General features: G+C 64.3%; 12 protein-coding genes. 8 read left to right on the top strand and 4 right to left on the bottom strand.

Annotated elements, in window-relative coordinates; translation table 11 throughout:
* The first annotated feature begins 89 nt into the window (after positions 1–89).
* The 4 genes from radC to glgX all read left to right on the top strand — a co-directional run bounded on the left by radC (position 90) and on the right by glgX (position 4,866).
* Positions 90–803: a DNA repair protein RadC gene (radC, locus tag AAFG07_RS03435; protein ID WP_342726025.1), complete on the top strand. Its 714-nt coding sequence runs from the start codon at positions 90–92 to the stop codon at positions 801–803.
* 72 nt (positions 804–875) lie between these two features.
* Positions 876–2,237, top strand: coding sequence for a prenyltransferase (locus tag AAFG07_RS03430; protein ID WP_342726024.1), 1,362 nt, complete (start codon positions 876–878; stop codon positions 2,235–2,237).
* Between the two features lie 190 nt (positions 2,238–2,427).
* On the top strand, positions 2,428–2,601 hold the full coding sequence (locus AAFG07_RS03425; protein WP_342726023.1) for a hypothetical protein: 174 nt from the start codon (positions 2,428–2,430) through the stop codon (positions 2,599–2,601).
* Between the two features lie 150 nt (positions 2,602–2,751).
* Positions 2,752–4,866, top strand: a complete 2,115-nt coding sequence (gene glgX, locus AAFG07_RS03420; RefSeq protein WP_342726022.1) for a glycogen debranching protein GlgX — start codon at positions 2,752–2,754, stop codon at positions 4,864–4,866.
* A gap of 153 nt (positions 4,867–5,019) precedes the next feature.
* Here the strand turns inward: glgX and AAFG07_RS03415 are convergent, their stop codons facing one another.
* Positions 5,020–5,907 (bottom strand): LysR family transcriptional regulator, encoded by an 888-nt coding sequence (locus AAFG07_RS03415; protein ID WP_342726021.1) that lies wholly within the window; start codon positions 5,905–5,907, stop codon positions 5,020–5,022.
* A 109-nt stretch (positions 5,908–6,016) separates the two neighbouring features.
* On the opposite strand from AAFG07_RS03415, the gene AAFG07_RS03410 reads away from it, so the two are divergent.
* The 4 genes from AAFG07_RS03410 to AAFG07_RS03395 all read left to right on the top strand — a co-directional run bounded on the left by AAFG07_RS03410 (position 6,017) and on the right by AAFG07_RS03395 (position 11,096).
* Positions 6,017–7,045, top strand: coding sequence for a DUF1254 domain-containing protein (locus AAFG07_RS03410; RefSeq protein ID WP_342726020.1), 1,029 nt, complete (start codon positions 6,017–6,019; stop codon positions 7,043–7,045).
* Between the two features lie 116 nt (positions 7,046–7,161).
* The gene (locus AAFG07_RS03405; protein WP_342726019.1) at positions 7,162–9,027 is read left to right on the top strand and encodes a sigma-54-dependent Fis family transcriptional regulator; all 1,866 of its coding nucleotides are present in this window, start codon (positions 7,162–7,164) and stop codon (positions 9,025–9,027) included.
* 81 nt (positions 9,028–9,108) lie between these two features.
* Positions 9,109–10,692, top strand: coding sequence for a hypothetical protein (locus AAFG07_RS03400; protein WP_342726018.1), 1,584 nt, complete (start codon positions 9,109–9,111; stop codon positions 10,690–10,692).
* The gene (locus tag AAFG07_RS03395; RefSeq protein ID WP_342726017.1) at positions 10,692–11,096 is read left to right on the top strand and encodes a hypothetical protein; all 405 of its coding nucleotides are present in this window, start codon (positions 10,692–10,694) and stop codon (positions 11,094–11,096) included. The genes AAFG07_RS03400 and AAFG07_RS03395 overlap by 1 nt, the downstream gene beginning before the upstream one ends.
* Positions 11,097–11,105: 9 nt before the next feature.
* On the opposite strand, the gene AAFG07_RS03390 is transcribed toward AAFG07_RS03395, so the two are convergent.
* The 3 genes from AAFG07_RS03390 to AAFG07_RS03380 form a co-directional block, all read right to left on the bottom strand.
* Positions 11,106–11,861: an SDR family oxidoreductase gene (locus tag AAFG07_RS03390; RefSeq protein WP_342726016.1), complete on the bottom strand. Its 756-nt coding sequence runs from the start codon at positions 11,859–11,861 to the stop codon at positions 11,106–11,108.
* Positions 11,862–12,178: 317 nt separating this feature from the next.
* On the bottom strand, positions 12,179–12,733 hold the full coding sequence (locus AAFG07_RS03385) for a flavin reductase family protein (RefSeq protein ID WP_092122778.1): 555 nt from the start codon (positions 12,731–12,733) through the stop codon (positions 12,179–12,181).
* Positions 12,734–12,813: 80 nt separating this feature from the next.
* Positions 12,814–13,914 carry an LLM class flavin-dependent oxidoreductase gene (locus AAFG07_RS03380; protein ID WP_342726015.1) on the bottom strand — a complete coding sequence of 367 codons (1,101 nt, stop codon included), beginning with the start codon at positions 13,912–13,914 and terminating at the stop codon, positions 12,814–12,816.
* Positions 13,915–14,228: the final 314 nt, after the last annotated feature.

Here is a 14,228-nt window from a genome sequence, read left to right as displayed (position 1 = left end):
GTAACGGTAGTTCGCCCGTCGCATCGTGGCAAACCGGGAAGTTGCATCGGCCCTTGCAAAACGCGGCAGGCACGGCATGGTTGTGGCCGATGCCCGCCAAACCCGATGCCAGCAACGACGACACCGACGAGACGCCGCATTATCACGGCCATCGCGAACGGCTGCGCGAGCGCTTCTACGCCGCCGGGCCGGATGCGCTGACCGACTATGAGCTGCTGGAGATGGCGCTGTTCGCCGCGATCCCGCGCCGCGACACCAAACCCTTGGCCAAGGCGCTGTTGAAGAAGTTCGGCTCCTTCGCCGAGGTCGTGCATGCACCGGTGGCGCGGCTGCGCGAGGTCGAGGGTGTCAAGGATGCCTCGATCAACCAGCTCAAGCTGCTCGCCGCGGCAGCGGGGCGGATCGCCAAGGGCGAGATCAAGCGCAGCGTCGCGCTGTCGTCGTGGAACGACGTCATCGACTACTGCCGCACCGGCATGGCGTTCGCCGACAAGGAGCAGTTCCGCCTGCTGTTCCTCGACAAGCGCAACCAGCTGATCGCCGACGAGGTGCAGCAGACCGGCACCGTCGATCACACCCCGGTCTATCCCCGCGAGGTGATCAAGCGCGCGCTGGAATTGTCCGCGACCGCGCTGATCCTGGTGCACAATCACCCCTCCGGCGACCCGACCCCGTCGCAGGCCGATATCCAGATGACCAAGGCGATCGTCGACATCGCCAAGCCACTCGGCATCGCCGTGCATGATCACATCATCGTCGGCAAAAACGGGCATACCAGCTTGAAGGGCATGAAATTGATGTAGTCTCGCTGCGTTGAGATGCGTCCCACCACCGCCGGTCCCTGCCCACATCGAGGCGCCTCCACGGAGATGTTCATGTCGAATGGTCCGAGCGCAATTCTCTCTTTTGACGAGATCGACGCGATTGCGCGTGACGCCGTTGCAGAAGGACAGGCGGACCGCAAGCAGGCTGCATCGCAGAAGATCCAACCCCTACGAAAGGCCCAGCGCCACCAGCCTGAGGCCGCGATGGCGTTGTTATGGATTGTCGACGAACGAAGCCTCGCAAGGGAAGAGGCGGCAGACGTTCTTTCAGAGATCGCAGACGCCCACGATGACGACATAGCCATCCTCTCGAGGCTCGGCCTGTGCCTCGAAGCCGTCCGCGACATCGACGATCTGAATGCGCCGCCGCCGGAACACCCGGTATTTCAGACGATGGTCGCAAAGCTGGGCCGCTTGGCCAGGCGCTACGAGGGGCAGCCGGAACAGGAGCACGTCCTGCGCGGGCTCGCCACGTCGGCGCGAATGATGGCGCGCCAGCACGATGCGATCGCCGAAGACAGTCTTCGGAGACTGATCGGAATCGATCCGCAAAGGAGCGCATATCATTACAATTTGGGGCTGTTCTACAAGACGCGCGGCAGGTTCGCGGAAGGCGTGGCGGCAAACCGCGCCGCGGCAAGCCTGTCACAGGAGGCTGTCGACAGCACCGAATGGAACCTCGGCATCTGCGCCACCGGCGCAAGCGACGCCGCGACCGCGTTGAGCGTGTGGAAACGCATGGAGCAGAAAATCGAGCATGGGCGCTTTGGGTTGCCGGAGGGTGGATATCCGGCTTGCAAGGTGAGGCTTGCGGAGCGTCCCCTTGCTGAGCGGACGGCAGATCGTGATGACCCAGGCGAGGAGGAAACCGTCTGGATCGAACGATTGAGTCCGTGCCATGGCATCATCCGCAGCGTGCTGTACCGCGATCTCGGCGTCGATTATGGCGACGTCATCCTCATGGACGGCGCCCCGATTACGCATCACACCTATGGCGAGCAGCAGATACCGGTCTTCCCGCATCTGGCAACGCTGCTGCGCCGGAATTACCGGTTCTTCGCTTTCGCAGGCACGCAGGAGACAGCACGGCAATTGGCCGACATCAGCGAAGAGTTGGACGGGGACGCCGTGATCTATTCACACTCGGAGAGCTTCAAGATCATGTGCGCAAATTGCTGGCGCAACCCCGATATCGATCACGCTGAGCGCGAGACAATGGAAAAGCACGTCGTCGCCGGCCGCATTGCCGCGGCTCCCGACATCGCGCCTGCGCAGCTTCTGGACATGATCGACAAGGCGATCGCAGAACGCGGAAGCTGCCAGCTTTATGCACCCGATCTTTGCGCCGCAGCGGGACAATCGGCGCGCGAGCGGATCGACCGACGGCGGTTTGCACTGCTGACGGGCAACTAGTGCGATGGTCTTGGCAAGAATGGGCATGCGGGTTTGACGGGGATGCGGTTGCTGTAAGCCGCGCCGTCGTCCTGGCGAAAGCCAGGACCCATTACCACAGGACTGCGTTGTGAAGTGAGCTGCGGCCCCGCGGCACGCAACAATCGAGATTTGGGGTAATGGGTCCTGGCTTTCGCAAGGACGACAGTGAATGTGTGGCATCGCCTACATCCTCATCGTCGTCCCGGCGAAGGCCGGGACCCATACTCCGCAGCTTGTGTTGCTGAAGCGGCTCGTCGTTCCAGCGTCGCACAACAAGCTGCTGTTGTGGTTATGGGTCCCGGCCTGCGCCGGGACGACGGCGAGTATGTGGCATGGCCTGTGAATCAAATATCCGCGACGCCGTGACCACGCTCGGCCTGCCCGGACGTCACACGAACCACGCGTAACCGCCGCTAAACTAGCCAATGCAACGTTTTCCGCGCGGCGGCGTTTGTTGCTGGTTGATTTGTCAGTTCCAGGCTTGGGGGACACGATGTCCGATTTTGTGATCGAGGAAGGGCTGCCCTATCCGCTCGGCGCCCATTGGAGCGGCCATGGCACCAACTTCGCGGTGTTTTCCGCCAACGCCACCAAGGTCGAGGTCTGCCTGTTCGACGGCGAGCGCGAGATGCATCGCTTCGAGCTGCCCGAATATACCGACCAAGTGTTTCACGGCTTCATGAACGGCGTACAGCCCGGCACGTTCTACGGCTATCGCGTGTACGGCCCCTACCAGCCCGAGGGCGGCCACCGATTCAATCCGAACAAGCTGCTGCTCGACCCCTATGCCTGTGCCCATGCCGGCAGCCTGATCTGGAATCCGGCGGTGTTCGGCTACAAGATGGAAACCGGCGATGATCTCACCTTCGATGACCGCGACAGCGCGCCGTTCATGCCGAAATGCGTGGTGGTCGATCCCGGCTTCGACTGGGTCCAGGAGGCGCAGCGGCAGGACGTGCACTGGGATGAGACCATCGTCTACGAGACCCACGTCAAGGGCTTTACCAGGCAGCACCCTGGCATCGACGAACACCTGCGCGGCACCTATGCCGGCTTCGGCGCGAACGCCGCGATCGATCATCTGAAGACGCTCGGCATCACTTCGGTCGAATTGCTGCCGGTGCATTCCTTCATCAACGACAGCAATCTGCTGGACAAGCACCTCACCAATTACTGGGGCTACAACACGATCGGCTTCTTCGCGCCGGATCCGCGCTATGCCGCCGACGTGCCGAACAGCCTTCGCGAATTCAAGGAGATGGTGTCGCGGCTGCATGGCGCCGGGCTCGAAGTCATTCTGGATGTCGTCTACAACCACACCGCCGAAGGCAATGAACACGGCCCGACGCTGTCGTTCAAGGGCATCGACAATGCGAGCTATTACCGGCTGCTGCCCGACAAGCGGCGCTACTACATCAACGATACCGGCACCGGCAACACGGTGAACCTGTCGCATCCCCGCGTGATCCAGATGGTGATGGACAGCCTGCGCTACTGGGCCGGCCACATGCATGTCGATGGCTTCCGCTTCGATCTCGGCACCATCCTGGCGCGCGAGGTCTACGGCTTCGACGAGCAGTCCGGCTTCCTGAAGGCGATGAATCAGGACCCGCTGCTCGCCACCGTCAAGCTGATCGCGGAGCCCTGGGACTGCGGCCCCGGCGGCTACCAGGTCGGCGGATTTCCCGCCGGCTGGGCGGAGTGGAACGACAAGTACCGCAACACCGTGCGCGACTTCTGGCGCGGCGAGGCCGCACCCGGCGCGCTCGCGCCGCGGCTGCTCGGCTCGCACGACGTCTTCAACCGCGAGGGCCGTCGCACCTGGGCCAGCGTCAACTTCATCACCGCGCATGACGGGTTCACGCTGAATGACTGGGCGAGCTACAACAGCAAGCACAATGAGGCGAACGGCGAGCACAACAACGACGGCTCGTCCGACAACCATTCCTGGAATTGCGGCGCCGAGGGCCCGACCGACGATCCCGATATCCGCACTTTGCGCGAACGCCAGAAGCGCAACATGCTGGCGACGCTATTGGCCTCACAGGGCACGCCGATGCTGCTCGGCGGCGACGAGTTCGGCCGCACCCAGCGCGGCAACAACAACGCCTATTGCCAGGACAACGACATCTCCTGGTTCGACTGGAATTTTTCCGACGACGCCGAGAAGCAGCTCGCCTTCACCAGGCGGATGATCAAGCTGCGGCGCGACTATCCGATCCTGCGCCGCAGCCGCTTCCTTTCCGGCGATCGCGATCAACAGCTCGAGATCCGCGACGTGGTCTGGATCAGCACCTCAGGCGTGGAGATGGCGCAGGCCGACTGGACCACCGGCTGGATCAAATGTTTCGGTGTCGTGCTCGACGGCCGCGCCCGCAAGACCGCCATCGCCCGCGCGGGTGAAGACGACACCGTGCTTGTGATCCTCAACAGCTACGAGGGCGAGGTCGACTTCAAGCTGCCGCCGACGTCAGCGGGACCACGGTGGTCGCTGCTGCTCGATACGAACGCGCCGGAGCAACCGGCGGGCGCGCAGTTTGCGTTCGGCGGCACCTACAAGACGGCCGGACGCTCGTTCGTGCTGCTCACGGCCGGCGAAGTGAAATAGCTCCGTAGCCCGGATGGAGCGCAGCGAAATCCGGGACTGGACCATCCGCGGTTGGAGCAACCCCGGATTACGCTACGCTCCATCCGGGCTACAAGTCCGCCTTCTCTTTCCTCCTGAAAGAGGGAAGGAAAGGTTGAAGCCGTCCACCTCCACTCAGACTGTGCAGGCCTGAACGATCTTCGGCAGATAGCCCTGGCAGAAATCCAGATAGGTTCGCACGATGGTCGATTGGTGACGATGCGGCGGATAGAGCAGGTTGAGCGACCACTCCGGCAACAGATGTTGCGGCAGCAACCGGATCAGGCGTTTCTCGCGGATCGCCGCCGCTGCCAGGAAGGGCGGCAACTCCGTGACCACGTCGCCGCGCAGCGCGCGGGTGCACAGATGATGATAGTCGTTGGTGGACAGCACGGCATTGGGCTCGACGACATGCCCACCCAGCTCCCATCGCACCTGGGTATCGATCCGCGATGCCCATACCCCGCACGGCAGGTGACGTAACGCGTCCGGATGTTTCGGCAGCTCGAAGCGCTTGATCAGCCGCGGACTGGCCACGAGAACGTTGCGGAACGACAGCACGCGGCGCGCCACCATCGCCTCGTGAACGATCGCGCCGACCCGAAGCGCGACATCGATGCCGTCCTCGACCAGGTCGACGCGACGCTCGGTCGAGTAAAGATGAACCTGGATGTCCGGATAGCGCTGCTGGAAAGCGGCCAGCAGCTCCCACCACGGCTCAAATGTCTGCGGCAACGACAGCCGCAATCGTCCCTTCAACTGCATCTGGTCGTTGACGACCACCTGCTCGGCTTCCAGCAGCTGCTCGATGCCCTGGACGGCGCGCTCGTGCAGCCGCGCTCCGGCATCCGTCAGCTTCGCGCCGCGCGCCGATCGCTCCAGCAACTGCACCTTGAGCTGCCGTTCGAGGTCCCTGATACGGCGGCTCAGTGTCGGCAGCGGAATGTCGAGCCGAGCGGCTCCCGCCGAGAGGCTGCCGGCCTGAACGACCGCGACGAACATCCTGACCGCGTTGAGATCCATGCGAGCAGCCTATCATATCTGGAAGGCTTGTTGCCAATCCTAGGCATTCATTTTCATATTTGGCCGGCCTACCTCTCCGGCCATGAAGGACCTCACCTCGGGAGAGCCTATGAAAACGAGCATCCTGGCAGCCATGACATTCGCGCTCGCAAGTTCGGCCGCATCGGCACAGACACCGGCGCCACCGCCGCATCCCGTCACCGTCGCGAACTACGCGCGGGCACAAACCGACGTCTATTTCGCCGGCGTGGTCAAAGGCGGCGGCTTCGGAAAATTCCGTCATGGCCGCGAGCTTGCACCACCGGTGCAGCAAGGCATCGTCCGCCCCAACCGCGATACGCTGTACTCGTTTGCGATCTTCGATCTCGATGCCGGACCGGTGACGATCACGCTGCCGGCCGGCGCAAGGCGCTTCATGGCGATGCAGATCGTCAATGAGGACCAATACACCACGGGCGTCTATTACGGCGCGGGCAGCCACATCCTGACGCGCGAGACGATCGGCACGCGCTATGCCATTGCGGTGGTCCGCTTCCTGGTCGATTTCTCCGACAGCGACGAGATCCGGCAGGTTCACGCCTTGCAGGACGCGATTGCATCGAAGCAGGAACGCGCCGGCACGTTCGATATTCCGAACTGGGATGAAGCCAGCCTCAACAAGGTCAAGGCAGCGCTGCTGCAGCTCGGCACCACGGTCTCCGATACGGGGCGCATGTTCGGCGCCGACGCGCAGCAGGTCGACCCAGTGAAGCACCTGATCGGCAGCGCCATGCTGTGGGGCGGCAATCCCGAGAAGGATGCGCTTTATCTCCCGATCACGCCGGCGCGCAACGACGGCAGCACGGTCCACACGCTGACGGTGAAGAATGTTCCGGTCGATGGTTTCTGGTCGCTCACGGTCTACAACAGTGACGGCTATTTGCAGCCGAACCCGACCAACAGCTACGTGGTGAACAGCGTGACCGCCAGGAAGGCCGCCGATGGCGCGGTCACCATCCAGTTCGGCGGCTGCGATGGCAAGATCGCCAACTGCCTGCCGATCACGCAGGGGTGGAATTACACGGTGCGGCTGTTTCAACCGCGCTCCGACGTTCTGAATGGCAGCTGGAAATTTCCCGAGGCGCGGCCGGCGGATTGAGCCGCGTCCGATGTAATGATCCCTCCAAAGGTCCCCTCCCCGCGACCTCGTCGGCCAATTGACATTCGCCGTCGGGGTGCCAGACTTCGCGGAAAATTAGGGGTGGAGACCTCTGGATGGCCAATCTTTCGGCCTCGAATCACGTCGCCCGTGTTTTATCGGCGGCCAATCAGGTGGCCAGCGTCGACACCGAGGCGCGGATTGCCGCGTCCTGGCGGCGCTGCGTGGTCAATCACAACCTCGATCCAGCCCGGCGCGGGCCGCCGCAGACCCTGACCGAAGCCGAGGTCCGGCACATCGCCGAACCGATGGAGGATTTGATCCAGGTCGCGGTCCCGGAACTCGAGGATCTCGCCCGCTTGCTCCACGACTCCGGCTATTGCGTCAACCTCGCCGATCCCAACGCGACGATGCTGGTGAGCCGGCTGCCCGGGGGCGATTACGCACGGATGTTCCTGGAATGGAAGATCTACACCGGCTCGAACTTCGCCGAGACTTTTGAGGGCACCAACGGGCTCGGCACCGCGCTCGCCGAGCAGCGGCCGATCATCGTGCATGGCGACGAGCATTTCCGCGAGCAGTGGCACATGTTCACCTGCGCGGTGTCGCCGCTGTTCGATCATGCCGGCCGGCTCGCCGGCGCCGTCAACATCTCATCGTGCCGCAGCGATCTTGGCCGCAGCGCGCATGAACTGGCGCTCGCCGTCACCGCGGAAGCGACGCGGCGGATCGAGCAGTCGTTCTTTCGCCGGCGCTACCGTGCCTCATGGATCGCGACGCTCCCAGGCGACGGGCATGGCATGCTCGCCTATGACGACGACCGCCGCGTGGTCGGCGCCTGCCGCACCGCGCGCGGCGAGTTCGGCCTGACGGACGCGATGATCGATGACGGCATCGACCTGTCGCGCCTGATTCAACTGGACGATCGCGCGGCGCGTTCCGCGGACGAGCCGGTCACGCTGCGCCGGGCCGACGGCACGCCATGGGGGCGCGGCCGCGTGGCGCCACCGGCGCGCGCGCGTGTCTCCCGCCCGCTGCCGGCACCGTCGCGCGAAGCGCCGGCCGGACAGTTTTCAGGCCTGCAGCGGCTCGCGGGCCGCGATCCCGCTCTGATCAAGGGCGTGAAGCGGCTGATGACGGTCGGCAATCTCGATCTGCCGATCCTGCTGCGGGGCGAGACCGGCGCCGGCAAGGACGTGTTCGCGCGCGCGATCCACGCGGCCAGCAATCGCTCCGGCCGCAACTATGTCGCGCTGAACTGCGCGGCGATGCCGGAGAGCCTGATCGACGCCGAGCTGTTCGGCTACGAGGCCGGCGCCTTCACCGGCGCGCGGCGCGAGGGATCGAAGGGGCTGATCGTGCAGGCCAGCGGCGGCACGCTATTCCTCGACGAGATCGGCGACATGCCGCTTTCGCTGCAAACGCGGCTGCTCCGCGTGCTTGAGAATCGCGAGGTCTGGCCGCTCGGTGCGCTGAAGCCGGTCGCCGTCGACATCCGCCTGATCAGCGCCACCCATCGCGACCTGGCGCGGATGGCGGAGGATGGCAGCTTCCGCTCCGACCTGTACTATCGGCTGCGCGGCATGGAGATCCGGCTGCCCGCCTTGCGCGAACGCGCCGATCGCAGGGACATCATCGCGCAGATCGCCGACGAGGAAGCGCCGCAATGCCGCATCGCGCCGGATGCCTGGATGCAGCTGATGGCCTATCCGTTCCCCGGCAACATGCGCCAGCTCCGTCACGTGTTGCGGCTCGCAGGCGCCACCGCCGAGGGCGGCGTCATCACCGAGGCCGACCTCGATTTGCCACCGTTCGGCACGCGCCATGTGGAAGCCGATCACGCAGCGAGCGAGCGCGCCGCGATCGTCGAAGCATTGCGCGCCAATGACGGAAGAGTGACGGACGCTGCCAAGGTGCTGGGGCTCAGCCGCGCGACGTTGTACCGGAAGATCAAGGCGTTAGGGATCGAGCTGGACAGCTAGACCAGAACAGCACCTCCTGTTCCGGCCGCGCGGGAACGGTGCTATCCTACACCTTTCATTCAACGCCACGGAGCGGGTCCCATGACACGGTTTCCCCTCGCTGTGGTCGTTGGCCTCATTGCCGCGACCATTTCGCAACCTGCTGCTTCGGATTCTACTGAACAACGATTGGGCAAAGTCCATTTTGCGACATCCTGCAAACCGGAAGCGCAGGAACTGTTCGACCGCGGCATGCTGTATCAGCATTCGTTCTGGTACAGCGCATCGCGGCGCACCTTCGAGGAAGTCCTCGAGGCCGACCCGCAATGCGCCATCGCCTATTGGGGGATCGCGCTCAGCTATCTCTACAATCCGCACGGCCCGCCGCCGCCGGAGAACCTCCCGCTCGGCCTCGAAGCCGTGAAGAAGGGCCAGGCGCTGGGTGCGAACACTCCGCGCGAGCGCGAATACATCGATGCGATCGCCGCGATGTATGTCGACTACGACAAGGTCGATCACCGCACCCGCGTGCAGCGATTCCTCGCGGCTGAAGAGCAGGTCGCGACGCACTATGCCGACGATGACGAGGCGCAGATCGCCTATGCGATCACGCTGAACGTCGCAGCGTCCCCGAGCGACAAGACCTACGCCAACCAGCTCAAGGGCGCGGCGCTGCTCGAGCCGATCTTCAAGCGGCAGCCCGAGCATCCGGGCATCGCCCACTATCTGATCCATCTCTACGATTACCCGGCGCTCGCGGAGAAGGGCCTCCCCGCCGCGATGCGCTATGCCAAGATCGCCGAACGCGCGCCGCATGCCCAGCACATGCCGTCGCACATCTTCACGCGCGTCGGCTACTGGAAGGAATCGATCGCCTCGAACAAGGAATCCGCGCGCATCGCCAAGGAAGATGGCGAACAGCAGGATCAGGCGCACGCGATGGACTACCTGGTCTACGCATATCTGCAGCTGGGCCAGGACAAGGAGGCGCACGCGGTGGTCGACGAGCTCGGCAAGCTCGCGTTCAAACAGGATCGGTTCGCCGGGCCTTACGCAGTCGCGGCAAGCCAGGCCCGCTATGTGTTCGAGCGCGGCGACTGGAAGGAAGCTGCTGCGCTTCAGGTCCGTCCGACCAAGTACGCCTACGCGGATGCCATCACCTATTTTGCGCGGGCGGTCGGCGCCGCGCGCTCCGGTGACCCGGCTGCCGCCAAGGCCGATATCGCCAAGCTCGCCGAGCTGCGCGACAAGTTGAAGGACGCGAAGGACGCCTACTGGTCCAACATCGTCGACATCCAGCAGCAGATCGCGAGCGCCTGGGTGCTATATGCCGAAGGCAAATTCGACCAGGCGCTCGGCGCGATGAATGCCGCCGCGGAGGCGGAAGACAAGACCGAGAAGCATCCCGTCACCCCGGGACCGCTGGCGCCGGCGCGCGAGCTCTACGCCGCCATGCTGCTCGATCGCGGCAAGGCCGCCGACGCGCTCGCCGCCTACGAGGCCGTGCTCAAGAAGGAGCCCAATCGGCTAGCGGCCTATCTCGGGATGATCAAGAGCGCCAAGGCGTCCGGTGATCAGGCCAAGACCCGGGAATGCGCTGATCAGATCGCCCGGCTTACTGCGGATGCGGATCTGTCGAGGCCGGAGCTGATCGAATTGCGCCAGACAACCGGAAGCAAGCTGTGATGCGGCTCACGACATCGCGCAACGGGGGAGCGGCGCTGCTCGGCGCCGTTGCGCTCTGTCTTTGCCACGTGCCGCGGCTCGGTGCGATGGAGATCCTCGGCCAGGCCGGCGTGCTCGGCGAATGGGAGCTGACCGGGCATCTCACCGAAAGCGGACCGGACACGCGCAAGCAGTTCTCCGGACCGCTGAAGATGAAGCATGTCGGAATTTGCGTCCAGGATGGACCCGAGGAACGCGCCGGCGAGATCCGGCTGCAATTCACGGGTGCGGATTCGCAGGTAACGGCCGAACTGGTGCTGGACGGCGCGCCCTGCACCTACAGCGCCCGCAAGACGCACAATTACGAGGGCACGCTATCCTGCGAGGGCCGCGCGCCCGTTCCGCTGCTGGTGTGGCTCAAATAGAAACTGCCATCAGGCTGCCGGCCGCGAGCGGCGCAGCCATTCGTTCAGATCGATGCGGCCGAGGCGCGCCTCGCCCAATGGCACCAGCGAGTGCTCCTCGACCCGGCCGCCCCAGTACAAGGCGTCGGGGTCCTTCACCACCTGACGCGGGTCGCCTTTTGCCTTCAGGTAGCGGGCCACGATCTCGTTGAACGGCGCGCGGTCGGGACCGGCGATCTCGACGATGCCGTTGCGCGGCGGCTCGAGCGCCACATCGGCCACAAGGGCGGACACATCCTCCGCCGCGATCGGCTGGAACAGACCGGGCGAGAGCCTGATGGTGTTTCCAACTGCACCCGCATCGGCGATGGCTCCGACGAATTCCATGAACTGCGTCGCGCGGATGATGGTGTAGGGGATGCCGGACGCCTCGATCAATTTCTCCTGGGCGACCTTGGCGCGGAAGTATCCGTTCTCGGGCGTGCGGTCGGTTCCGACGATCGAGAGCGCGACATGGTGCTTAACGCCGGCCGGCGCCTCCGCCGCCAGAAGGTTGCGCCCGGAAGTCTCGAAGAACGCCATCACCGCCTTGTCCTCGAATGATGGCGAGTTGGCCAGGTCGATCACGACGGCCGCGCCGGCCAGTGCCTCCTTCAACCCCTCGCCGGTGATGGTGTTGACGCCGCTCTTGGGCGAAGCGGCGACAACGTCGTGGCCGCGTTGACGCAGAATGGCAACGGTCCTGGAGCCGATCAGTCCGGTGCCGCCGATCACAACGATCTTCATGATTTGGTCTCCCTTGTCGATGACCAGAGATTTGGCGATCTCGGGACGCGCTTGTGGTTCAAGCTTGCTGGCGGCAAGCACGATGGGCGCAGCGATTGATCGACATATCGACGAACGTTGCGGGCTCGCAAAGCGAGATCGCGCAGACATCCGGCTGACGAGGAGAGTTGAAGAACTCGCGCCGCCGTATCGATCGCTCCTGCATACGCGACGGCAGTTATATCATGCCGCTCGCGTTGATGGCGCGTTCGTCAAAATTGATCAGGATTGGTCAGCAGTGCTGATTGACTCGGAGAGGCGTGCCGCCCGTCGCCGCTTCAGGAAAACTCGTTCCAGCTGACGCGCCGCGCATCGATGTCGCCAAGCACGACCGGATCATGGATGTTGCGCACGCTCTGGAAGCCAGAGCGCAGATAGATCAGCGGATCGACCGTGGTCACGGCGCGGACATGCTGGACTTCGCCGATGAAGATCGAATGGGTCTTGGTCTCGAGCTCCTGCGCCAAGACGCAATCAAACGCCGCGACGGCATCCTCCAGCACCGGGGCGCCGGTCGCGCCGGTGGTCCAGCGGCCGAAGCCAAAGCGGTCGTCGCCGTTGACGCCCTTCTGGCCGGAGAAGGTCAGCGCCAGCAGCGCGTGGTCCTCGTTCAGGAAGTTGATGACGAAATGCCGCTCGGCGCGGATGCGCTCATGCGCGCTGGCATTACGGTTAACGCAGACCAGCACCGAGGGCGGATTGTCCGACAGCGAGCAGGCCGAGGTCACCGTCAGGCCGGTGCGCTGTCCCGGCTCGCGGCCGACCGTCACCAGCGCCACCGCGCCCGCGCAATGCCGCATTGCCTGCTTGAAACTCTGTGCGTCGACCGTCATGCCCTGACCCTGAACCGGAATAGTTCCCTCAAAGATATGCGAGACAGGGTGCGAGGCAAGCCCCGCACCCTGCCTATCTGTCATGCAGCCTTCTCGAACTCGGCACCGAGGTGCTTGAGCCGCGGCATCACCTCGTTCTTGAGCAGGTCCAGCGAGTGCCGCCAGGCCTCCGGCTTGTGCTTGTAGTCGAAGCCGAACACGCAGAGCACGCCGAAGCCGCCGACCTCCCGGTAGATCTTCTCGATCTTCTCGGTGACGGTCGCGGGCGAACCGACGATCCAATTCCGGCGTGCGCAATATTCGACGGTGACGTCGCTGTCGGGCACGTCGGGGGCGTGCTTCAGATAGTCCTTGAAGCCGAAATGGCCGAGCAGCGGCAGGAAATACTCGCCCATCATCCGGCCCATCATGTCGCCGGTCGACAGCCTCCACGCCTCCTCATCGGTATCAGCCACGAACACCTCGCGCACCAGCCGCCAATCCTTGCGGCTCGGCTTGCGGCCGGTCTTGGCCGCGCCGGCCTCCACCGAGTCCCAGTGGCTGCCGACATAGGCCGGGTTGAGATTGAGGCTCATCGGGATGAAGCCGCGTTCGCCTGCGAGCTTGAGCGTGTCGGAATTCTTCGACAGGCCGGCGACGCCGATCGGCGGATGCGGGCCCTGTAACGGCTTGATGTGCGGCTTGAGGAAGTCGAACATCGTGTCCGGCTTCGACACCGTCCAATACTTGCCCTTGTGGGTCCAGGGTCCGGGCTCTGACCACATCTTCAGGATGATCTCGAGCGCCTCGCGGGTCATGTCGCGGTTCTGGCCCGACATGCCGTCGACGTTGAACATCGCCCAATCGCTCGGCAGGCCCGAAGCCGCGACGCCGAAATTGAGCCGCCCATTCGAGAGATGGTCGAGCATCGCGACACGGTTCGCGAGCTCCGCCGGGTGATGATACGGCAGCAGGAAGCCGCCGGGCCCGATACGGATGTTCTTGGTCTGCAGCAGCGCCTGCGCGACCAACAGGTCGGGCGACGGATGCGGCTCCCACGGCGCGGTGTGATGCTCGCCGATCCAGGCTTCCTGATAGCCGAGCTCATCGAGCCAGCGCAGCGTCTGCAGGTCCCAGTCGTGGCCCTCCTTCAATCCGCACTCCGGCGGGTGCGAGGGCATGGTGAAGTAGCCAAGCTCCATGTGCGTTTCCTTCCTTCGCTTGTGATTCAGTCATGCAATGCGTCTTGCCGCGCATTCGAAAATGCGTTGAGCAAGCGCTGTGCCAGCGCGGAAATCGCAGGAGAGGAGGAGAAAGGCGGCGTTTTCGGCCAAGTGCAAGCCATGCCCCGGGCCCAGCGAGGCCCTTGCCGTCTCACCGTCGCGAGACGGTGTCGCAACGATGAGACGCGCAACACGCTCAGCAGTTACGGCGAGCTGGGATCGAGCTGGAGCGGCCCGCCGCCAATGGACTGTGCTCCCTCTCCCGCTCGCGGGGGAGGGTTGGGGCGGGGGTA

Source organism: Bradyrhizobium sp. B097 (genome assembly GCF_038957035.1).
Taxonomy (GTDB): Bacteria; Pseudomonadota; Alphaproteobacteria; order Rhizobiales; family Xanthobacteraceae; genus Bradyrhizobium.
This window is presented reverse-complemented; position numbering and strand designations above follow the sequence as displayed.

Bases quoted from the DNA above. Each gene is read 5' to 3' on its own strand.
- AAFG07_RS03410 (WP_342726020.1), top strand. From the start codon at position 6,017: ATGAAAACGAGCATCCTGGCAGCCATGACATTCGCGCTCGCAAGTTCG.
- AAFG07_RS03380 (WP_342726015.1), bottom strand. From the start codon at position 13,914: ATGGAGCTTGGCTACTTCACCATGCCCTCGCACCCGCCGGAGTGCGGA.
- AAFG07_RS03405 (WP_342726019.1), top strand. From the start codon at position 7,162: ATGGCCAATCTTTCGGCCTCGAATCACGTCGCCCGTGTTTTATCGGCG.
- radC (WP_342726025.1), top strand. From the start codon at position 90: ATGCCCGCCAAACCCGATGCCAGCAACGACGACACCGACGAGACGCCG.
- AAFG07_RS03430 (WP_342726024.1), top strand. From the start codon at position 876: ATGTCGAATGGTCCGAGCGCAATTCTCTCTTTTGACGAGATCGACGCG.
- AAFG07_RS03390 (WP_342726016.1), bottom strand. From the start codon at position 11,861: ATGAAGATCGTTGTGATCGGCGGCACCGGACTGATCGGCTCCAGGACC.
- AAFG07_RS03395 (WP_342726017.1), top strand. From the start codon at position 10,692: ATGCGGCTCACGACATCGCGCAACGGGGGAGCGGCGCTGCTCGGCGCC.
- AAFG07_RS03415 (WP_342726021.1), bottom strand. From the start codon at position 5,907: ATGGATCTCAACGCGGTCAGGATGTTCGTCGCGGTCGTTCAGGCCGGC.
- AAFG07_RS03385 (WP_092122778.1), bottom strand. From the start codon at position 12,733: ATGACGGTCGACGCACAGAGTTTCAAGCAGGCAATGCGGCATTGCGCG.
- AAFG07_RS03425 (WP_342726023.1), top strand. From the start codon at position 2,428: ATGTGTGGCATCGCCTACATCCTCATCGTCGTCCCGGCGAAGGCCGGG.
- AAFG07_RS03400 (WP_342726018.1), top strand. From the start codon at position 9,109: ATGACACGGTTTCCCCTCGCTGTGGTCGTTGGCCTCATTGCCGCGACC.
- glgX (WP_342726022.1), top strand. From the start codon at position 2,752: ATGTCCGATTTTGTGATCGAGGAAGGGCTGCCCTATCCGCTCGGCGCC.